Source organism: Rhodococcus sp. Z6_132 (assembly GCF_058133635.1).
The window spans coordinates 466,500-485,921 of the sequence record NZ_JBYUNP010000003.1 but is presented as its reverse complement, the minus strand read 5'-3'; the positions used below and the strand labels follow the sequence as shown (position 1 = coordinate 485,921).

General features: G+C 73.7%; 21 protein-coding genes. 3 read left to right on the top strand and 18 right to left on the bottom strand.

Annotation, left to right across the window (positions count from 1 at the left end; all coding sequences use genetic code 11):
• Positions 1–49 precede the first annotated feature (49 nt).
• Together AC3YO9_RS15425 and AC3YO9_RS15420 are read left to right on the top strand one after the other, a co-directional pair.
• Positions 50–601 (top strand): RNA polymerase sigma factor, encoded by a 552-nt coding sequence (locus AC3YO9_RS15425; RefSeq protein WP_489983800.1) that lies wholly within the window; start codon positions 50–52, stop codon positions 599–601.
• Positions 594–1,928 (top strand): VOC family protein, encoded by a 1,335-nt coding sequence (locus tag AC3YO9_RS15420; protein WP_489983799.1) that lies wholly within the window; start codon positions 594–596, stop codon positions 1,926–1,928. The genes AC3YO9_RS15425 and AC3YO9_RS15420 overlap by 8 nt, the downstream gene beginning before the upstream one ends.
• Here AC3YO9_RS15420 and AC3YO9_RS15415 read toward each other — a convergent pair.
• The 10 genes from AC3YO9_RS15415 to dapE all read right to left on the bottom strand — a co-directional run bounded on the left by AC3YO9_RS15415 (position 1,910) and on the right by dapE (position 9,692).
• On the bottom strand, positions 1,910–3,430 hold the full coding sequence (locus tag AC3YO9_RS15415; protein WP_489983798.1) for a leucyl aminopeptidase family protein: 1,521 nt from the start codon (positions 3,428–3,430) through the stop codon (positions 1,910–1,912). The genes AC3YO9_RS15420 and AC3YO9_RS15415 overlap by 19 nt on opposite strands.
• A gap of 132 nt (positions 3,431–3,562) precedes the next feature.
• Positions 3,563–3,730 carry a DUF3117 domain-containing protein gene (locus tag AC3YO9_RS15410; RefSeq protein ID WP_127782270.1) on the bottom strand — a complete coding sequence of 56 codons (168 nt, stop codon included), beginning with the start codon at positions 3,728–3,730 and terminating at the stop codon, positions 3,563–3,565.
• A gap of 171 nt (positions 3,731–3,901) precedes the next feature.
• Positions 3,902–4,489, bottom strand: a complete 588-nt coding sequence (locus AC3YO9_RS15405) for a DNA-3-methyladenine glycosylase I (RefSeq protein WP_489984081.1) — start codon at positions 4,487–4,489, stop codon at positions 3,902–3,904.
• Positions 4,490–4,521: 32 nt separating this feature from the next.
• Positions 4,522–5,004 carry an SRPBCC family protein gene (locus AC3YO9_RS15400; RefSeq protein ID WP_489983797.1) on the bottom strand — a complete coding sequence of 161 codons (483 nt, stop codon included), beginning with the start codon at positions 5,002–5,004 and terminating at the stop codon, positions 4,522–4,524.
• A complete protein-coding gene (locus AC3YO9_RS15395) occupies positions 5,001–5,342 on the bottom strand; it encodes a DivIVA domain-containing protein (RefSeq protein ID WP_127782268.1) in 342 nt (113 codons plus the stop codon). The genes AC3YO9_RS15400 and AC3YO9_RS15395 overlap by 4 nt, the downstream gene beginning before the upstream one ends.
• 48 nt (positions 5,343–5,390) lie before the next feature.
• Positions 5,391–6,317 (bottom strand): glucosyl-3-phosphoglycerate synthase, encoded by a 927-nt coding sequence (locus AC3YO9_RS15390; protein ID WP_489983796.1) that lies wholly within the window; start codon positions 6,315–6,317, stop codon positions 5,391–5,393.
• Positions 6,314–7,204, bottom strand: a complete 891-nt coding sequence (folP, locus tag AC3YO9_RS15385) for a dihydropteroate synthase (RefSeq protein ID WP_489983795.1) — start codon at positions 7,202–7,204, stop codon at positions 6,314–6,316. Before folP ends, AC3YO9_RS15390 begins: the two co-directional genes overlap by 4 nt.
• An 8-nt stretch (positions 7,205–7,212) precedes the next feature.
• Positions 7,213–7,752, bottom strand: coding sequence for an LOG family protein (locus AC3YO9_RS15380; protein WP_489983794.1), 540 nt, complete (start codon positions 7,750–7,752; stop codon positions 7,213–7,215).
• Positions 7,749–8,573, bottom strand: a complete 825-nt coding sequence (locus AC3YO9_RS15375; RefSeq protein ID WP_127782264.1) for an LOG family protein — start codon at positions 8,571–8,573, stop codon at positions 7,749–7,751. The genes AC3YO9_RS15380 and AC3YO9_RS15375 overlap by 4 nt, the downstream gene beginning before the upstream one ends.
• Before the next feature lie 30 nt (positions 8,574–8,603).
• Positions 8,604–9,692, bottom strand: a complete 1,089-nt coding sequence (gene dapE / locus AC3YO9_RS15370) for a succinyl-diaminopimelate desuccinylase (RefSeq protein ID WP_489983793.1) — start codon at positions 9,690–9,692, stop codon at positions 8,604–8,606.
• Positions 9,693–9,754: 62 nt separating this feature from the next.
• On the opposite strand from dapE, the gene dapD reads away from it, so the two are divergent.
• On the top strand, positions 9,755–10,702 hold the full coding sequence (gene dapD, locus AC3YO9_RS15365; protein WP_241249858.1) for a 2,3,4,5-tetrahydropyridine-2,6-dicarboxylate N-succinyltransferase: 948 nt from the start codon (positions 9,755–9,757) through the stop codon (positions 10,700–10,702).
• A 104-nt stretch (positions 10,703–10,806) separates the two neighbouring features.
• Here the strand turns inward: dapD and AC3YO9_RS15360 are convergent, their stop codons facing one another.
• The 8 genes from AC3YO9_RS15360 to AC3YO9_RS15325 form a co-directional block, all read right to left on the bottom strand.
• Positions 10,807–11,322: a DUF4333 domain-containing protein gene (locus tag AC3YO9_RS15360; RefSeq protein WP_489983792.1), complete on the bottom strand. Its 516-nt coding sequence runs from the start codon at positions 11,320–11,322 to the stop codon at positions 10,807–10,809.
• A gap of 183 nt (positions 11,323–11,505) precedes the next feature.
• The gene (gene dapC, locus AC3YO9_RS15355; RefSeq protein ID WP_127782261.1) at positions 11,506–12,618 is read right to left on the bottom strand and encodes a succinyldiaminopimelate transaminase; all 1,113 of its coding nucleotides are present in this window, start codon (positions 12,616–12,618) and stop codon (positions 11,506–11,508) included.
• Positions 12,615–12,941 (bottom strand): ferredoxin, encoded by a 327-nt coding sequence (gene fdxA / locus AC3YO9_RS15350; protein WP_489983791.1) that lies wholly within the window; start codon positions 12,939–12,941, stop codon positions 12,615–12,617. Before fdxA ends, dapC begins: the two co-directional genes overlap by 4 nt.
• A 70-nt stretch (positions 12,942–13,011) precedes the next feature.
• The gene (locus tag AC3YO9_RS15345; RefSeq protein ID WP_489983790.1) at positions 13,012–13,788 is read right to left on the bottom strand and encodes a hypothetical protein; all 777 of its coding nucleotides are present in this window, start codon (positions 13,786–13,788) and stop codon (positions 13,012–13,014) included.
• On the bottom strand, positions 13,788–16,352 hold the full coding sequence (locus tag AC3YO9_RS15340; protein ID WP_206518102.1) for a bifunctional FO biosynthesis protein CofGH: 2,565 nt from the start codon (positions 16,350–16,352) through the stop codon (positions 13,788–13,790). Before AC3YO9_RS15340 ends, AC3YO9_RS15345 begins: the two co-directional genes overlap by 1 nt.
• Positions 16,349–16,720 (bottom strand): hypothetical protein, encoded by a 372-nt coding sequence (locus AC3YO9_RS15335; protein ID WP_127782258.1) that lies wholly within the window; start codon positions 16,718–16,720, stop codon positions 16,349–16,351. Before AC3YO9_RS15335 ends, AC3YO9_RS15340 begins: the two co-directional genes overlap by 4 nt.
• The gene (gene mshB, locus AC3YO9_RS15330) at positions 16,717–17,601 is read right to left on the bottom strand and encodes an N-acetyl-1-D-myo-inositol-2-amino-2-deoxy-alpha-D-glucopyranoside deacetylase (protein ID WP_489983789.1); all 885 of its coding nucleotides are present in this window, start codon (positions 17,599–17,601) and stop codon (positions 16,717–16,719) included. The genes AC3YO9_RS15335 and mshB overlap by 4 nt, the downstream gene beginning before the upstream one ends.
• Positions 17,598–19,316 carry an ABC transporter family substrate-binding protein gene (locus AC3YO9_RS15325; RefSeq protein WP_489983788.1) on the bottom strand — a complete coding sequence of 573 codons (1,719 nt, stop codon included), beginning with the start codon at positions 19,314–19,316 and terminating at the stop codon, positions 17,598–17,600. The genes mshB and AC3YO9_RS15325 overlap by 4 nt, the downstream gene beginning before the upstream one ends.
• Positions 19,317–19,422 lie beyond the last annotated feature (106 nt).

Here is a 19,422-nt window from a genome sequence, read left to right as displayed (position 1 = left end):
CAGCGCTCCGGGGTGTCGGAACCTGGCCGTCCGGGACGACTATCAGGGCATGGGTGGCAGCACAGGTGCGTCGACGACAGCGGGCACGGCCCTGCTGGCGCTCTACGACGAGGCGCTGCCCCACGTCTACGGCTACCTGGTGTCGCGCTGCGGGCAGCGGGGCCTGGCCGAGGACCTCACCTCGGAGACGTTCCTCGCCGCGGTGGAGGCCACCCGCAAGCCTTCCGGTGCGCCGGCCCCGCTGACGCAGGCGTGGCTGATCGGCGTGGCCCGGCACAAGCTCGCCGACCACTGGCGCAGGCAGCAGCGCCTGCGCGAGCACCAGCAGAGCACCACGGTGGACCTGGCCGAGGACCTGACCGACGACCCCTGGGACGCCCAGCTGGACCGCCTGCTCGCCCGGCAGACCCTGCGGGGGCTGAGCCCCGCGCACCAGGCTGCGCTCACTCTCCGCTACGTGGACGACCTCCCCGTGCAGGAGTGCGCCGCCGTCCTCGACCGCACCGTGCACGCCACCGAGGCGCTGCTCGTCCGTGCCCGCCGGGCCTTTCGCGCTGCCTATCCCGCCGCTGCCACCGGAGAGGAGGGACCCCGTGCCTGACCCACGCCGCCCGGACCGCAGCAACGGAGCCGACCCGTTCGACGCCCTGGCCACCCCGATCGACGCGCTGTCCCCCGACCCGGACTTCGCCACCGCGCTGCGCGACCGCGTCGCCGCTGCTCTCGCCCGCCCGCAAGGAGCCACCATGTCCGACTCGTCCGAGCTCGACCTGTCCCCCGACCCCCCCGTGGAGGAGATGCTGGAGCCGTCGCTGGACCGGCGCGCCGAGGGCTTTCCCCGCCCCGGTGCGCTGCCGTACCTCACCGTGAGCGGCGCCCAGCAGGCCATCGACTTCTACGTCGAGGCGTTCGGTGCCCGACTGGTCGGCGAGCCCATCCGCATGCCCGACGGCCGCATCGGCCACAGCGAGCTGGCCATGGGCGGCGGCGTCGTCTACCTGGCCGAGGAGTACCCGGAGCTGGGCCTGCGCGCTCCGCAGGCCGGTGCGACGTCGGTGAGCCTGATGCTCCCGGTGGCCGACGCCGACGCGGCCCTGGCCCGCGCCCTGCGGGCCGGCGCCACGCTCGAGCGCCCGCCCGGCGACAACCACGGCCGGCGCGGCGCCGTGCTGGTGGACCCGTTCGGCCACCGGTGGATGCTCAGTGCCCCGGTCCCCACCCGTCGCTCCCCCACCGAGCCGGTGCACCAGGGCGACATCGTCGCCGTCACCTGGCGCACGCCCGACGCCGAGCGGGCGGAGCGGTTCTACCGCGCCGTCCTGGGCTGGAGCTTCTCCGCCACCGCCCCGCGGGTGCGCAACGTGACCCGAGCGCACGGGGTGGAGGGCGGCCACGACACCAGCACCCTGTACTGCTGCTTCGCCGTGGACGACGTGCAGGTCGCCGTGCGCACGGTCCGTGCCGCCGGCGGCACGGCCGAGGCCCCCGAGCACACCCCGGGTGGGCTGGTGGCCCGGTGCACCGACGTGCAGGGCGCCCCGTTCGCCGTGCAGGAGCAGTCCTCGCGCGAGGATCGCCCACCGTTGACCGGCACCGTCACCGGAGACCTCTGCTACGTCACCTTCCGGCCACGCGGAAGCTCCGCGCCGGTGCGGGACTTCTACCGCAGGGTGCTCGGCTGGACGCTCGTCCCTGGCCAGGCGCCGGACGGCTGGGAACCGGTGGGCGTGCACCCCATGGCCGGGATGGCCGGCGGCGGGGACGGCGCCACGGTGCCCATGTGGAAGGCCGTGGACGTGCCGGCCGCGGTGGACCGGGTGCGCGCCGCCGGGGGAACGGTGGTCGCCGGCCCCGAGCGCCAGCCCTACGGCGTCACCGCGGAGTGCCTGGACGACCAGGGTGGGCGGTTCTACCTGGGCGACGTCTGAAGCAGCCGCGGGCGGCTGGCGGTCGGCGCCATGGCCCGCACCAGCTCCACCAGGGTGCGCGCGGCGAAGCCGGTGGCCACCGGTGCCACCTCGTCGTAGCCCTGCTCCGCGCGCGCCGGGCCGGCGATGTCCAGGTGCGCCCACGGCAGCCCGGCGGTGAACTCTCGCAGGAACAGCGCCGCGGTGATGCCACCCGGCCCGGGCGGACCCTGTCGCAGGTCGGCGATGTCGCTCACCACCGCCTCTGCGTGGTCGGCCAGCAGCGGCATCCGCCACCACTGCTCCCCCACCCGGGCGCCGGCCGTGCTGATCTGCTGGGCCAGCTCGTCGGTGGTGGCGAACAGCCCGCCGGTGCGCAGCCCGAGCGCCACCTTCATGGCGCCGGTGAGCGTGGCGACGTCCACCATCGCGTCGGGGCTGAGCGTGTCGACGGCGTAGGCCAGCGCATCGGCCAGCACCATGCGGCCCTCCGCGTCGGTGTTGCTCACCTCGGTGGTGCGCCCGCCGTAGTGGGTGACCACGTCGCCAGGGCGGTAGGCCGAGCCCGAGACGTGGTTCTCCGCGCAGGGCACCAGCCCACTCACCCGGATGGGCAGCTCCAGCTCGGCCACTGCGCGCAGTGCCGCGATCACCGCAGCGCCACCGGACATGTCCGTCTTCATCAGGTGCATGCCCTCGGCGGGCTTGATGGAGATGCCACCGGTGTCGAAGGTGATGCCCTTGCCCACCAGCACCACGTGGGTGCTGGCACCAGCCGGCTGCCAGCTCAGCTCCAGCAGCCGCGGCGGGCGCGAGGACCCACCACCGACGGCGAGCACTCCACCGAAGCCGTTGTCGGCCAACCACTGCTCGTCGCGGACGATGGCGTGCAAGCCGCTCACCTCGGTGCACGCCCGCTCCGCGGTCTCCGCCAGCCACTGCGGGCTCTTCACGTCCGAGGGCATCCCGGCCAGGTCGCGGGCCAGGGCAGTGGCTCGGCCCAGCACCGAGCCCAGGCGCACGGCGTCGCGCAGCTCGTAGGTGGCGGTGGTGATGAGGGCGACCGAGCCCAGCCGCGGCCCGTGGTCGCTGCCGGTGACGCGCAGCTGGTGGCTGCCGAGCACCAGGCCGGTGACCAGCGCGCTCACCTGCTGCGGGTCGACGGTGGGGGGAAGCCACAGCTGCAGCGCCGCTCCGTGCCCCGCGCTGCCGGTGCGGGCGAGGCGGTCGTCGACTGCCCGCACCAGCCGGGCCCCCGCCGTGCGCCAGGCCCGCTCGTCGGCGTCGCCGGTGCCGAGCAGCCAGAAGTGGTCGGTGTCGGCTCCGGGCAGGGCCACCACCTGGGTGGCGCCGGCGTCGGCGGTGAAGCCCAGCTGTGCCAGCACCGTCGAGTCCTGCCGCGGCAGGTCGCCACCCTCGCCCACCACGACCGTGCCCGCGTCGCCGGGAGTGCAGGTGACCACCTGGGGCACCCCGTCCTCGGCGGCGCCGACCAGCTCCACCTGGACCAGGTCGGTGGGCACACGGGGATGGACGCTGGGAGGCACTGCTGCACGACCTTTCACCGGAGAACATGCACCGGACGACGCGGGACCCCACGGCCGTGCTCGACCGGGGGCCCCGTACGCGTGGCGAGCCGCTTGGCCCGTCAGGATCTAGCTGGTCACGCCCTTGAGCTCGTCACCGAGGGCTGAGGCCTCGTCGGGCGTCAGCTCGACGACCAGTCGGCCGCCGCCCTCGAGCGGAACGCGCATCACGATGCCCCGCCCCTCCTTGGTCGCCTCGAGGGGTCCGTCTCCGGTCCTGGGCTTCATGGCCGCCATCGTGTGCCCTCCGCATCGTTGCTGGCCTGCTGTGTACCGGCCGCCGCTCTCCTACCGTCCCATTGTCCCCTATTGGTGCGCTGGTGGGTAACTGAGGCCGCACGGCGCGGCGCGGCGCGGCGTGTGCACCACACCGCCCAGGAGCAGCCGGACCGGGCCCGGTCACCCGGGTCAGGCGTCCCGGGGCTGCCAGCGGGGGTCGGCGAGCCAGCAGCCGGGGTGGTGGTCGTTGACCATGCCCACCGCCTGCATGAGGCTGTGCGCGGTGGTCGGTCCGACGAAGCGGAAGCCACGCCGCTTGAGCTCCTTGGCCATGGCCACCGACTCCGGCGAGGTGGCGCGCGGGGTCCAGGTGGCCGGGTCCCAGGACTGGTCCGCACCTGTCGGCGCCGGCGCGAACGACCACAGCAGCGCGTCCAGGTCGTCCACGTCCAGCACCGCCCTGGCGTTGCTCACGGTGGCCTCGATCTTGGCCCGGTTGCGCACGATGGACGCGTCGGCCAGCAGCCGCTGCACGTCGGCGTCGCCGAAGCCGGCCACCCGCTCCGGGTCGAACCCGGCGAACGCCCGCCGGAAGTCCTCCCGCTTGCGCAGCACCGTGATCCAGGACAATCCGGCCTGGAACGCCTCCAGGCACAGCCGCTCGTAGAGCGCGTCGCGGCCGTGCACCACCCGGCCCCACTCCTCGTCGTGGTAGCGGCGGTAGATCTCCGGCGCATCCCCCCACGCGCAGCGCCGCACCCCGTCCTCGCCCTGCACCGACCCGGCGGGCAGCACCAGCGGATGCTCGCTCACCCTGGGCCCGCCTCCCCTGGGCCCGCCTCTCCTGGGCCCTCGCAGCGCCGGGCCAGCCGCCGCAGCGACGACCGCACCCCGGCGGTGAAGGGCGCGCGGACCAGCGGCCACCCCAGCGCGCCGAGCACCCCGAGGGGCAGGTCGAGCTCCTCGCGCCACACCACGGTGCACTCGTGGGCACTGCGGGGCACCACGGCGAACACGCCGGCTCCGCGGACCACCCGGCCGGTGTGGTCGACCACGCAGCGTCGCGGTGGGTCCCACTCGGTGATCACCATGGTGTCCAGGAAACCCAGCGGCCCCGCACCGCTGAAGGCCGCGAGCTGCGAGCCCACGCCGCGCCCGTCACCAGCGCTCACCCGTACCCGGGTGCCCAGCATCCACTCGTGCTGGCTCGGCCAGTCCACCAGCGCGTCCCACACCTTCTGCGCCGGGGCGGCCACGTCCTGGTGCAGCTGCAGGGCGGTCCGCGTGCTCACTCGCGCTCCGCCGCGGCGTCGCGGCTGCCGCCCTCGCGCCGGTCGCCGGCACCGCTGGGGCGGACCTGCGCGAGCTCGGCGCGCAGCTGGTCGACCTCGCCCGCGAGCCGGGCCAGCGCCCAGTCCACCTCGGCGGCCTTGTACCCGCGCAGCACCTGCTGGAACCGCAGCGCCCGCACGTCGTCGCCGCGGACGTCGTGCTCGGGCAGCTCGGTGACGGTGCGCCCCGGCGGCAGCGGCGCCAGCTCCTCACCGCGGCCGAACACCGTGGCGGCCACCCAGAAGAGCACCCCGGCGACGACCACCATGACCAGCAGGTAGATCAGCGCGGTACCCATGCTCCGATGATCGCACGGGCGCTGCCGCCCCGGGCTGGCGCTGGCGGCCTAGCGCTGCTGGGCGAGCACCTCGCGCATGGGTGGGCGGTCGGCGAGCGCCACCTCGTGGCCCACGCCGTGCCACTGGTGCTCGCGCTGCTCGAACTGGGTGAGCCCGTGCCCGGTGTCGGCCACCCCGCAGCGGCGCAGCGCGGTGCCCAGGATCTGCCTGCTCATCACACCCAGCTCCAGCAGCGAGCGGTTGCGGTGCTTGCGGACGCCGAGGTTGACCTGGGCGATGGCGTCGAGCCCGCAGCGGGCGTAGGTGTCCAGCAGCAGCCCGATCTCCACGCCGTAGCCGGGGGCGAAGGGCACGCTCTCCAGCAGCTCCCGGGTGGCGGCGTACTCCCCGCCCAGCGGCTGCACCACCCCGCTCAGCTCCGGGCGCAGCGCGGCCAGCAGCGGGCGCGCCATCAGCTCGGTGACGCGGCCGCCGCCGGACTCGCTGTGCTCGCCCTCCACCCGCAGCGGCCGGCGGTAGAAGCCCTTGACCAGGGCGGTGCCCGGCCGGGTGAGCAGCGGCCCGAGCAGCGCGGGCACGAAGCCGGGGTCGGTCTCCACCAGGTCGGAGTCCAGGAACACCACCAGGTCGCCGGTGGTGGCCGCGAGCGAGCGCCACAGCACCTCGCCCTTGCCCGGCACCGGGTCGACGCCGGGCAAGGCCTGCTCGCGGCTGACCACCCGGGCCCCCGCCGCGGCTGCCCGGGGGGCGGTGGCGTCGGTGGAGCCGGAGTCCAGCACCACCAGCTCGTCCACCAGCGTGCCCAGCAACGGGTGCACGGCAGCGACCACCGCGGCCACCGTCTCCTCCTCGTCCAGCGCGGGCAGCACCACCGACACCGTCCGTCCGGCCTTGGCGGCCACCAGCTCGGCAGCGGTCCACGGCGGCTCGTGCCAGGTGTGGGTGGTGAACCAGCCCGGCTCCGGCGCGCTCACGCCAGGCCCCGGGTGGTGCGGGCCGGCGGGCGCTGCCCAGCGATGGCCGCCACCATCTCCACCACGCGGCGGGTGGCACGCACCTCGTGGGCGCGGAAGACCCTGGCCCCGGCCGCGGCGGCCAGCGCGGTGGCGGCCAGGGTGCCCTCCAGCCGCTCGGTGAGCCCCACGCCCAGGGTCTCGCCGATGAAGTCCTTGTTGGACAGCGCCATCAGCACCGGCCACCCGGTGGCGACGAGCTCGTCGGTGCGTCGCAGCAGCTCCAGGCCGTGGAAGGTGTTCTTGCCGAAGTCGTGGGTGGGGTCGACCAGGATCGAGCCGGGATCGACCCCCAGCTCCTGGGCCCGGCGAGCCTGGGCGGAGACGTCGGCGATGACGTCAGCCACCACGTCGGCGTAGTGCACCCGGTGCGGACGGGTGCGCGGGCGGGCGCCGCCGGTGTGCGAGCAGACCAGCCCGGCGCCGTGCTCGGCGGCCACCTCGGCCAGGTGCGGGTCGTAGCCGGCCCAGGTGTCGTTGACCAGGTCGGCCCCCGCCTGGCAGGCCAGCCGGCCGACCTCGGCCCGCCAGGTGTCCACGCTGATCACCACGTCCGGGTGCCGCTCGCGCACCCGCTCGACGAAGGGCACCACGCGGCGCGCCTCCTCGGCTGCGTCCACCAGCACGCCGGGGCCGGCCTTCACCCCGCCCACGTCCAGGATGTCGGCACCCTCGGCCACCGCGCGATCAGCCGCGGCGAGGGCGGCGTCGTCGGCGAAGTGGGCACCGCGGTCGTAGAAGGAGTCGGGCGTGCGGTTGAGGATCGCCATCACCAGCGCGCGGTCAGCTGGCACCCGACGTCCGCAGAACCTGGTGGTCGGGGCTCCGGTGGTCGGCACAGGGGTCATCGACACCCTCAGGCTCGGGGCGCGCAGGCCTGCAGCGCAGTCTGCACGTCGCGGGTGACCACCAGGTGGTCCAGGCCGCGCTGGGACACGAAGCCGGCCGGCATGCTCCGCAGCCAGCTGAGCAGCCCGTCGTAGTGGCCGGTCGGGTCCAGCAGCACCACCGGGCGGTCGTGTATGCCCAGGTAGCCCGAGGTCCACACCTCGAACAGCTCCTCCAGCGTGCCCAGCCCACCGGGCAGGGCCAGGAAGGCGTCGGCGCGCTCGTCCATCAGCCGCTTGCGCTCGCGCATGGTGTCGGTGACCAGCAGCTCGTCGGCGGCGGCGTCGGCGTGCTCGGCGGCCATCAGCGCCTTCGGGATCACCCCCACGGTGGGCCCACCGCCGCGGCGGGTGGCCCGGGCGAGGGCGCCCATCATCGAGGTGTTCCCGCCACCCCACACCAGGCCCCAGCCGCGGGCGGCGATGCCGGTCCCCACCTGCTCGGCGAGGTCGAGGTAGCTGGGGTCGACCGGCCCGGAGGCGCAGTAGCCGGCCACGAACCGGGTCACGACTGCAGTCCGCTGGGCAGGTCGTCGGCGGAACCGGGCTCGTCCAGGTGCCGGGTGGTCAGCGCGCCGGTGCGCCGGGACTCCACGATGATGTCCACCACCTCGTCCACGTCGTCGGTGCAGTGCAGCAGGCTCATGTCGACCTCGGAGATGTTGCCCGCGGCCAGCACCGAGCTGCGGATCCAGTCGATCAGGCCCGACCAGTAGCTGGTGCCGAACATGATGATCGGGAACCGGGTGATCTTGCGGGTCTGCACCAGCGTGAGGGCCTCGAACAGCTCGTCCAGCGTGCCGAAGCCGCCGGGCAGGCAGACGAAGGCCTGGGAGTACTTCACGAACATCGTCTTGCGGGCGAAGAAGTACCGGAAGTTGATGCCCAGGTCGACCCACTGGTTGAGCTGCTGCTCGAACGGGAGCTCGATGCCCAGGCCGATGGAGCTGCCGCTGGCGTCGCAGGCACCGCGGTTGGCCGCGGCCATCACGCCCGGGCCGCCGCCGGTGATCACCGCGTACCCGGCGGTGGCCAGCGCCTTGCCGATGGCGCGGCCCTGGGCGTACACCGGGTCGTCCTCGGGGGTGCGGGCGGAACCGAACACGGTGACCGCGCTGGGCACCTCGGCGAGCGCGCCGAAGCCCTCCACGAACTCGCTCTGGATGCGCAGCACCCGCCACGGGTCGGTGTGCACCCAGTCGCTGGGGCCGCGGTGGTCCAGCAGGCGCTGGTCGGTGGTGCTGAGGTCGTTGTTGCGCTCACCCCGCACCTGCACCGGCCCGCGGTTGCGCACCCCGCGGGGCCCTGCCCCGTGATCCTCTGCTGCCATGGGGAAAGGGTAGCCAGGTGCCACCACGCGCTAGGTCAGGTAGGCCCGCAGCACGTCGGCACAGCGGGTGATCTGCTCCACGGGCACGTGCTCGTCCCGCTTGTGCGCCAGGTTGGGGTCACCCGCGCCGTAGTTCACCGCGGGCACCCCGAGGGCTGCGAAGCGGGAGACGTCGGTCCAGCCCAGCTTGGCCTGCGCCACGCCCCCGGCGGAGGTGACGAACTCGGCGGCGGCGGGTGCGGCCAGCCCGGGCAGCGCACCGGCGGCGGAGTCGGTCACCTCGAAGCCGAGGCCGTCGATGCCGGCGAACACCGCGCGGACGTGGTCCTCGGCCTGGGCCTGGCTGCGGTCGGGGGCGAAGCGGAAGTTGACGTCCACCTCGCAGCGGTCGGGCACCACGTTGCCGGCCACGCCGCCGCTGATGCGCACCGCCTGCAGGCCCTCGCGGTACAGGCAGCCGTCGATGTCCACCTGGCGGGCCGAGTAGGCGGCCAGGCGGTCGAGCACCGGCGCCATCGCGTGCACCGCGTTGCTGCCCAGCCACGAGCGGGCCGAGTGCGCCCGGGTGCCGGTGGTGCTCAGGCGCACCCGCATGGTGCCCTGGCAGCCGGCCTCCACCGTGCCGTCGGTGGGCTCGCCCAGGATGGCCAGGTCGCCCACCAGCCACTCCGGCAGCTCCCGCTCGATGCGGCCGAGGCCGTTGTGCACGGCCGCGATCTCCTCGCAGTCGTAGAACACCAGGGTGACGTCGCGAGCGGGCTCGGGCACGGTGGCCGCCAGGTGCAGGAACACCGCGTCGGTGGACTTCATGTCCACGGTGCCGCAGCCGTGCAGGAGGTTGCCCTCGCGGCGGCTGGGCACGTTGTCGGCGATGGGCACGGTGTCCAGGTGCCCGGCCAGCACCACCCGGCTGGGTCGGCCCAGCTGGGTGCGGGCTAGCACGGTGTTGCCGCTGCGCACGATCTCCAGGTGCCCGGCCTGGCTGCGCAGCGCCTGCTCGACGGCGTCGGCCAGGGTGCTCTCCTGCTGGGAGACGCTGGGGATGTCCACCAGCACGGCCGCGAGGTCCACGGGGTCGGAGCTGAGATCGAGAGCGGGAGTCACGTCACGGGGAGCCACCCATGCAGGTTATCGGTGCGCCGGTAGCGTTGTGCGGCGTGAGCACACAACTGGAGCCCGGCGTGACCGGAGCACAAGCAGACGGAGTGGCCAGCGTCCTCGCCGACGGGACCGTGCTGGACGTGTGGTTCCCGCAGCCGCAGCTGGGCGCGCACCAGGCGTCCGCGAGCGCCCGGCTCACTGCCGAGGAGCTCGACCCCGCCCTGGCCGCGATGCTGGGCACCGACGAGGCCCGCGGCGTCGAGGTGATGGGGGTGCGCACCACCATCGCCGACCTCAGCGCCGCGCCGATCGACGCGCGCGACGTCTACCTGCGCCTGCACCTGCTCTCCCACCGCCTGGTGCAGCCGCACGGAGTGAACCTGGACGGCCAGTTCGGGCTGCTGTCCAACGTGGTCTGGACCAACCACGGGCCCTGCGCGGTGGAGGGCTTCGAGCTCACCCGCGCCCGGCTGCGCGCCCGCGGCCCGGTCACCGTCTACAGCGTGGACAAGTTCCCGCGCATGGTCGACTACGTGGTGCCCTCCGGGGTGCGCATCGGCGACGCCGACCGCGTCCGGCTGGGGGCGCACCTGGCCGCCGGCACCACCGTGATGCACGAGGGCTTCGTGAACTTCAACGCCGGCACCCTGGGCTCGTCCATGGTGGAGGGCCGCATCTCCGCCGGCGTCGTGGTGGACGACGGCTCCGACGTGGGCGGCGGTGCGTCGATCATGGGCACCCTCTCCGGCGGCGGCACGGAGACCATCTCCCTGGGCAAGCGCTGCCTGCTGGGCGCCAACTCCGGCATCGGCATCTCCCTGGGCGACGACTGCGTGGTGGAGGCCGGCCTGTACGTCACCGCCGGCACCAAGGTCACCGGCCCGGACGGCACCGCGGTGAAGGCGCGCGAGCTGTCCGGGCAGAACGGGATGCTGCTGCGGCGCAACTCCGTCACCGGTGCGGTGGAGGTGGTGGCCCGGGAGGGCTCCGGCGTGGCGCTGAACGAGGCCCTGCACGCCAACGACTAGGCAGCCGCACGAGCGGCGCACCTGCCGCGACACAGCACCGCCCGGACGCACGTCGCGTCCGGGCGGTGCTGTCTGCGCTCGAGGTGGGCGCGGCGTCCGAGCCGCTACTTGGGCTCGATGTCGAAGAGCGCGGTGTTGCCGCTGACCGAGGTCACCCGGAGCCCAACCTCGACGTTCGTCTCGCCCCGCACCGTGCAGGTCATGGTCTCGCCGACCTCAGCCTTGAGGTCACCCGGGCAGGTCACCGAATCGGGGGTGCCCAGCCCGTTGGCCGCGAACTGCTGGCTGATCTGGGACTCCACGGAGTCGCGGTCCACCATCTTGGCGCCGCGCACTCCGACGAGCACGATCGCCAGCACGCTGAGCGCGAGTAAAACGAATCCCAGGATGACGGCGACGGTGGCGAGGGTGCGGCCCTTCTGCCCGGTGCGCTTGGTCTGCGCGCGCCCGACGAAGCCGAGCACGATGCCCACCGGGGAGAACACGAACGCGAAGACCATCGCGAGGATCGCCACGGTGTTGGTGCCGGGGGGAACCGGCGCCTGGCCCTGGTGGGACGGGAACGGCTGCGCCTGCGGCGGAGGGGGGAACGCGCCAGGGGTACCCGAGCTAGTGGTCATGAAAGCCTTCCAGGGCAGGGCTGCTCAAGACCCCACGACGGCCCGAGCAGCAACGACGCAGGGACGAGGTGCCCGTGCAGCGCACAGTAACTGCCATGTGCCGCTCTGTGTCAAGCAAGACTGTTCTGAAGTCTTGCCCGATCATGAAGCGCCGCAACGACACTGCCGCTGCGCAGGCGCCGGTCAGCCCTGCAGGCGAGCGACCGCGGCGTCGATTCGCTCGTCGGTGGCGGTGAGCGCGATCCGCACGTGCTGTCCGCCGGTGGGGCCGTAGAACTCCCCCGGCGCGACGAGCATGCCGCGCTCGGCGAACCAGGCCACGGTGGCGCGACAGTCCTCGTCACGGGTGGCCCACAGGTACAGCCCGGCCTCGGAGTGCTCCACCTGCAGCCCCGCGGCTCGCACGGCGGGCAGCAACCTCGCCCGCCGGCTGCGGTAGATCTCCCGCTGCGCCGCGGCGTGGGTGTCGTCGGACAGCGCCGCCTCCATGGCCGCCTGCACCGGCCGAGGCACGATCATGCCGGCGTGCTTGCGCACCTCCAGCAGCTCGGCCACCAGTGCCGGGTCGCCGGCGACGAACCCGGCGCGGTAGCCGGCGAGGTTGGAGGTCTTGGACAGCGAGTGCACCGCGAGCAGCCCGGTCAGGTCGCCGTCGTTGACGTCGGCGTGCAGCACCGACCGTGGCTCGGCGTCCCAGGCCAGCCCCAGGTAGCACTCGTCGGAGACCACGACGGTGCCCCGCTCGCGCGCCCACTCCACCACCTTGCGCAGGTGCGGCACCCCCAGCACCGCACCGGTGGGGTTGGACGGGGAGTTGAGGAACAGGACGGCCGGCTGCCCGGAGCCCCGGGTGGCCGGGCCGAGGCGGGTCACGCTGTTGGAGCGGACCACCTGGGCGCCGGCCAGCTGGGCGCCGACCTCGTAGGTGGGGTAGGCCAGCTCGGGCACCACCACGGTGTCCGCCGGCCCCAGCCCCAGCAGGGTCGGCAGCCACGCGATCAGCTCCTTGGAGCCGATGGTGGGCAGCACCGCGTCAGCGGAGACCCCGTGCACGTCGTGGCGGCGGGCGAGGGCCTGCACGACGGTCTCCCGCAGCGAGGTGGTGCCCCACGTGGCGGGGTAGCCCGGGATGTGGGCAGCAGCGGTCAGCGCGTCCTGGATGACCTCGGCGACCGGGTCGACCGGGGTGCCGACCGAGAGGTCGACGATGCCGTCGGGGTGCTCACCGGCGCGCTGGGCGGCGCCGGTGAGCGAGTCCCACGGAAAGCTGGGGAGGCTGAGGTGCTTCCTGCTCACTCGCCGTCATTCTGCGGCGGGAGGCTGGCCACCGGCTCCGGGTCGAAGTCGGTCTTGCCGACCTTGGCGGCGCCACCGGGCGAGCCGAGGTCGACGAAGAAGTCGGCGTTGACCTTGGTGTAGCCCGACCACTGGTCCGGCACGTCGTCCTCGTAGTAGATGGCCTCGACCGGGCAGACCGGCTCACAAGCACCGCAGTCCACGCACTCGTCGGGGTGGATGTAGAGCATGCGCCCACCCTCGTAGATGCAGTCGACGGGGCACTCTTCGATGCAGGCCTTGTCCAGCACGTCCACGCAAGGCTCAGCAATCGTGTAGGTCACTGCGGTTCTCCTGATCTCGCCGGGGGCTACTCGTGAGCAAGTATCCCCGAATGATCCTTCTGGTGTGAATTCACCCCGTCGTGTGTCGCGAGCTGCGTACCCACTTGTCCGCCTTGCGTACTGCGCGCTTGAGGGCGGAGTGCTCGCTGAGGTAGTCCCCCGCCAGCCCGACCACCGGCACCTTGCCCAGCGCCCGGTAGGGCAGGCGGCCCTGCGGGCGCTTGTCCAGCTCGCCCAGGATGCCTCGCAGCACCCGCGCGTAGCGCCACAGCGCCCGGGCCGCACCGACCAGCGCCCCCCGCTCGGGGGCGCTGCCCTTGCCCGGCTGCTCCTCCTGCTTCGCCGCGGTGCCCTCCACCAGGGCCCGGCTGACGTCGCGGTCGCACAGCACCCAGGCGAGCATGCGCACCTGCTCCACCTCGTCGGTGACGCCCCACTCGCGGGCCACCGCGCACAGCAGCATCGCCTGGCTGGCGCTGCCCAACGCCGGCTGCAGCGGCAGCCGGTCGGCCACCACCCCACCGAAGCCCGGGATGGCGACGATCAGCGTGGTGAAGCGTCCCACCCGGTTCATCCACCAGGTGGTGCGCTGCTGCGGCGTCATGGACTGCCACGCCGCCGTGCCGGGGAACTCCACCTGGTAGAAGGCGTCCACCGCCTTGCCCACCGCCCGGTTCTTGAGGCTGGTGCTGCGCACCTCGGCCACCTCGGGGTCGGGCCGCTCGTGGGTGCGCGCCTTGAGGTGGAACGGGTCGGTGTGGGTGAGCGCGTCCAGCACCGGTCCGCTGCCGTGCACCACCACCTTCAGTGCGCTGACCACGTACGCGTCGGTGATCGCCGGCGCCATCACTGCCCGCTCGCCATGGCGGGAACCTCGCGGCGGCCGTAGCCGGTGGTGCGCTCGTGGATGGGCCGGCCGATGCCCGCGGCGATCTCGGTCAGCTCCTGCACCGTCTTGGCCGAGCCGTGCTGCGAGCCCGCCATCCGGGAGATGGTCTCCTCCATCAGCGTGCCGCCCAGGTCGTTGGCCCCGCCGTTGAGCATCGCCTGGGTGCCGGCGGTGCCCAGCTTGACCCAGCTGGTCTGGATGTTGTCGATGCGCCCGTGCAGCATGATCCGCGCCAGCGCGTGCACCGCCCGGTTGTCCCGGATGGTCGGTCCCGGACGGGACGCCCCCGCCAGGTACAGCGGCGACGACTGGTGCACGAACGGCAGCGGCACGAACTCGGTGAAGCCGCCGGTCTGGTCCTGGATGCCGCGCAGCACGTTGAGGTGGCCCACCCAGTGCCGCGGGTGGTCGACGTGGCCGTACATCATCGTGGACGAGCTGCGCAGCCCCACCTCGTGCGCGGTGGTCACCACCTCGATCCAGGAGCTGGTGGGCAGCTTGCCCTTGGTGAGGATCCAGCGGACCTCGTCGTCGAGGATCTCCGCGGCCGTGCCGGGGATGGTGTCCAGCCCCGCATCGCGCAGCTCCACCAGCCAGTCCCGGATGCTGGCCCCGGAGTGCGCGGCCCCGTTGACCACCTCCATCGGACTGAAGGCGTGCACGTGCATGCCCGGCACCCGCTCCTTGACCGCGCGGACCAGGTCGGCGTAGCCGCCGGCGGGGATCTCCGGGTCGATGCCGCCCTGCATGCACACCTCGGACGCGCCCAGGTTCCAGGCCTCCTCGGCCCGGTCGGCCACCTCGGTGAGGCTCAGGGTGAACGCGTCGGCGTCGCCCTTGCGCTGGGCGAAGGCGCAGAAGCGGCAGCCGGTGTAGCAGATGTTGGTGAAGTTGATGTTGCGGTTCACCACGTAGGTGACGTCCTCGCCCACGGTCTCCCGGCGCAGGTCGTCGGCCAGCGCGCACAGCGCCTCCAGGGCCGGGCCCTCGGCGGTGGCCAGGGCCAGGTACTGCTCGTCGGTGCACCCGGCCGGGTCGTCGGCGGCGGCCCGCAGCGCGGCGGTGACGTCCCCACCCAGCAGGGCGGGGGCGTCGATGGCCAGCACCTGCTCGCGCACCGTCTCCCAGTCGCCGAAGGCCGAGCCCAGGTCGGAGCGGGTCTCGGTGTTGCGGCCGTCGGTGTCGATGGCGCTGTGCAGGTCGGTGCGCCCGCTGGACTCCCAGGAGGCGTCGGGCTCCTGCCACGGCAGCCCGGTGGGCACCGCTGCGGCGTCGGCCAGCCCGTCCGGTGCGGCCAGCGCGCGCACGTGCGCGCTGATGCGGGGGTCGATCCACGGCGAGCCGGCCAGCACGTACTCCGGCTGGGCGGCCAGGCGCTCGGTGAGGGTGAACCCGGCAGCCGTGCTCGCCGCGGCGAGGGCGTCCAGCTGGGGCCAGGGCCGCTCCGGGTTGACGTGGTCCGGCGTCAGCGGGGAGACACCGCCGAAGTCGTCCACGCCCGCACCCAGCAGGGCGGCGCAGTCGTCCAGGTCCACCAAGTTCGGCGGGGCCTGCACGCGCATCGCCGGGCCCAGCAGCAGCCGGGTGACGGCGATGGTGGCCCGGTAGTCGTCCAGCCCCGCGTCGGGCGCGGCGCGCATGGCCGTGTCGTCCTTGGCCCGGAAGTTCTGCACGATCACTTCCTGCACGTGCCCGAAGCTCTTGTGCGCCTTGCGGACGGCCAGGATGGAGTCGACGCGCTCGGTGAGCGTCTCGCCGATGCCCACCAGGATGCCGGTGGTGAAGGGCACGCCCAGGCGGCCGGCGTCGGTGAGGGTGCGCAGCCGCACCTCGGGGTGCTTGTCCGGGCTGCCGTAGTGGCACTCGCCCTTGGTGGTGTGCAGCCGCAGCGAGGTGGTCTCCAGCATCATCCCCATGGACGGCGCCACCGGCTTGAGCCGGGAGATCTCCTCCCAGGTCATCACGCCCGGGTTGAGGTGGGGCAGCAGACCCGTCTCCTCCAGCACCCGGACGGACATGGCCCGCAGGTAGGCCTGGGTGGAGTCGTAGCCGCGGGAGTGCAGCCACTCCTGGGCCTCCGGCCAGCGGTCCTCGGGCCGGTCGCCCAGGGTGAACAGGGCCTCCTTGCAGCCCAGCGCCGCACCCTGCGCGGCGATCTCCAGGACCTCGTCGGGGTCGAGGAACATGCCGTGCCCGGCGGCGGCGAGCTTGCCGGGCACGGTGACGAAGGTGCAGTAGTGGCAGCGGTCCCGACACAGCCGGGTGAGCGGGATGAACACCTTGCGGGAGTAGGTCACCACACCGGGCCGGCCGGCAGCGAGCAGACCGGCGTCACGCACGCGGGCCGCAGCCGCGCACAGCGTGTCCAGCTGCTCCCCGCGGGCGTGCAGCAGGGTGTGGGCCTCGGTGGCGTCCAGGGTCTTGCCGTCGGTGGCGCGCCGCAGCGCGCGCCGCAGCGCCGACTCCGAGGGCGTCACCTCGACCGGGGGTGGGGTCGGAAGATCCACGGGCTCAGTTGTCACGACCCCGATACTGCCCGTTGCCTCGCAGCCTCGCCCAGGTGGCCACCCAGTACCACCACCGCCGGCACCACTCCGAAGCCGAACAGCGCCATCAGGCGCCAGTCCTGCGGCGGAACCTGGTCGCCGCCGGGACCCCCGGTGGCCAGCGCCAGCACCACCAGCACCCACCCGACCAGCGGCAGGGCGGCCACGCCGGTTCGCGGCGTGAGCCTGCCCGCCAGCCAGACCAGCCCGGCGTTGGTGAGCGCCGCGGCGAACGCACCCACCGGCAGCGGGACCACACCGACGTACACCGGCAGGAAGAGGGACTCGAGCACCGCGAGCACCGCGGCGTAGAGGACCAGCAGGCCCAGGCAGAGCCGGGTCACGGGGTGATCCCCGCGAAGAGGTCGTGCTCCCGGCCGTCGGGGCCCAGCTCACCGGCCTCGCCGCGCACCCGCACGTAGTGCTCGGCGAGCAGCACCGGCTGGGCGATGTTGTTGGACAGGGCGAGCTCGGTGCCGCTCGGCGCCACGGTGACCTGCGTGGCGTGGGCGCGCATGGCCGCCAGCTTCGCCTGCCGCACCGCGTGCACGTCGATCACGGCGTCCACGTCGGCGTCGGGCACGCTGGGCAGCTCACCGGGCTCGGGCAGCCGCCAGCCCTGCGGCAGGTCGGTCATCCCGGCGATGCCCGCCGTCAGCGCGCGGTGCTCCACCACCGTCCAGTACACCTTGGGCACCTCCCACGCAGGCCCCGCGTCGGCGAACATCGCCGGGTCGGCGGCATGGTCGAGGGCGTCGGTGGTCAGTCGGTGCACCTGCACGTGGTCGGGGTGGCCATAGCTGCCGTGGGGGTCGTAGGTGACCACCACGTGCGGGCGCACCCGGCGGATCACCTCGGTCATCGCGTGCGCGCCCGCCAGCCCGGCGTGCACGAAGGCGCGGGGGTTCTCCGCCGACGGCGTGCCCGCCATGCCGGAGTCGCGCCACCGCCCGGCCCCGCCCAGGAAGTGCGGCCCGCCCACGCCCAGGGCGTGCAGCGCCCGGCTCAGCTCGCTGATGCGGTAGCCGCCCAGCTGGTCGGCCTCCCCGGCCACCAGCCCGGCCCAGCGCGCCCCGATCACCTCGCCCTCCTCGCCAAGGGTGCAGGTGAGCACCGTGACCTCCACCCCGCGTGCGGCGTAGTGGGCGATGGTGCCGCCGGTGGTCAGGGTCTCGTCGTCGGGATGGGCGTGCACCAGCAGCAGCCGCGGGCGCAACAGGCTCATCGGTCGTTCCGCGACCACGTGGCGGCGTCGGCGAACGGGCCGCCCCGCAGCCCGATGGGCTCGTCCACGCCGGTGACCTGCTTGCGCACGGCCAGCACGGTGCTGTCCTGGTACAGCGGCAGCACCGCGTGCAGCGCCCACAGGCGCGGCTCCAGCTCGGCCAGCGTGGCGGCCACGTCGACGGCGCCGCTCAGTGCGGCGTCGATCTGCGGCTGCAGCGAGGGGTCGCACACCCCGGAGACGTTGCCCAGCCGGGTGGTCGGCGTGCTGCGGGTGCCGGTGGGACCGGCAGCTGCGGTCGGGGTGGGCGCACCGGCGGGAGCCACACCAGCCGAGCCGGTGCAGCCGAACGTCGACGCCAGCGTGGTGGCCGGGTCCCCGCCGGCGGGCGCCCGGCCGACGAGCATGCCGATCTCGCCGCTGCCCAGGCGGTCGCCGTAGAGCTCGCTGGAGGTGACGATGGAGGCCTTGGCGTTGATGCCCGCGCTGGTGAGCTGGTCGGCCACGGCCTGCGCGACCGAGGTGGCGGCGCTGTCCTCCTTGGCCGCCCCCACCATGACCGTCAGCGGCGTGCCGTTCTTCAGGTAGCGACCCGCCTGCAGGCTGTAGCCGGCCCGGCCCAGCGCCTCCACCGCGGCGGTGACGGTGCCCCCGGCGGGGCGGGTGGCGATGTAGCCCGGCTCCGACGGCGCCAGCACCTGGGCGTCGGCGCGGAACTGCCCCACCGCCCGGCCCGCACCGATCATGCTCAGCGCGTCCACGTCCAGCAGCCCGAGCAGGCCCTCTCGGACGTTGACGTCGGACAACCCGCTGGCGCCCACGTCCACGGCCACCCGCATGGTGGAGGGCTGGGCCACGGTGAGGGTGCGCACGTCGGGGATGGCCGCCAGCTGGGTGCGGGTGGCGTCGCTGCCGTGCAGCTGGGCCATCTGCGCGTCCTTGGAGCGCAGCGACTCCGCCAGCTGGTTGGGGGTGCCGTCGCGGCGCAGCAGGATCGAGTCCAGGGCGGTGGGGGTGTCCCAGAAGCGGTCGTTGCGCTCCAGCAGCACCTCGCCGCGGTCGCGGTCGACGCTCTTGACCTTGAACCGCGAGCCCGACACCGGCAGCCCGTCGTCGAGGGCCGCGGTGAACCCCCCGGGCAGGTCCTTGAGCAGGTGCGCGGGCAGCAGCGAGCGGAACAGCTGCTGCCACGCCGGGTAGTCGGCGGCGAAGGACACCGTCACCGTCTTGCCGCCGGCGGAGGAGGCGACGTCGGTGATCAGGTCGTAGCCGGCCGCGTCGGCCACCCCGGGCTGGGAGATCATCTGCTGCCACAGGTAGCGGAAGTCCTCCGCCGCGATGGGAGCCCCGTCCGACCACTGCGCCTCGCTGCGCAGCACGTAGGTCACCTGGAACGGCGCCGTCGGCTTGGTGGTGGCGGCCGGGGTGGCCGAGACGGCGATGGAGGGATCCAGCGTCCACCCCGAGCCGGTGGCCTCCGGGAGGAACACCGAGGGCAGCACCAGGCCGCTGACGGCGTTGTTCACCGGGGAGAGGTCAGCCAGCTGGTGCGGGTTGAACCCCGGGCCCACCTCGTCGATGGCCACCACCACCGAGTTGGTCACCGTCGCCTTGGGCGGCGGCGTGACGGTGGTGGCCGTGCTGACCACCACCGGCGCCGGCTGGGCGGTGCAGGCCGGAGTCAGCGCGACCAGCGCAAGAGCTGCGGCCCCCACCCAACGCCCGCCTCGGCGGGCACCGTGCCGACCGCGCACCTGTGCATCTCCCTGCTCACCGTGACCGGCCCCCGCACGCGCGGGGGCCGCCTGCTGCACCGGTTCG

Coding starts and splice junctions, on each gene's coding strand:
- AC3YO9_RS15425 (WP_489983800.1), top strand. CDS start 50: ATGGGTGGCAGCACAGGTGCGTCGACGACAGCGGGCACGGCCCTGCTG.
- AC3YO9_RS15410 (WP_127782270.1), bottom strand. CDS start 3,730: ATGGCGGCCATGAAGCCCAGGACCGGAGACGGACCCCTCGAGGCGACC.
- AC3YO9_RS15395 (WP_127782268.1), bottom strand. CDS start 5,342: ATGGGTACCGCGCTGATCTACCTGCTGGTCATGGTGGTCGTCGCCGGG.
- folP (WP_489983795.1), bottom strand. CDS start 7,204: ATGACCCCTGTGCCGACCACCGGAGCCCCGACCACCAGGTTCTGCGGA.
- AC3YO9_RS15375 (WP_127782264.1), bottom strand. CDS start 8,573: ATGGCAGCAGAGGATCACGGGGCAGGGCCCCGCGGGGTGCGCAACCGC.
- AC3YO9_RS15360 (WP_489983792.1), bottom strand. CDS start 11,322: ATGACCACTAGCTCGGGTACCCCTGGCGCGTTCCCCCCTCCGCCGCAG.
- AC3YO9_RS15345 (WP_489983790.1), bottom strand. CDS start 13,788: ATGGCGCCGGCGATCACCGACGCGTACGTGGTCAGCGCACTGAAGGTG.
- mshB (WP_489983789.1), bottom strand. CDS start 17,601: ATGAGCCTGTTGCGCCCGCGGCTGCTGCTGGTGCACGCCCATCCCGAC.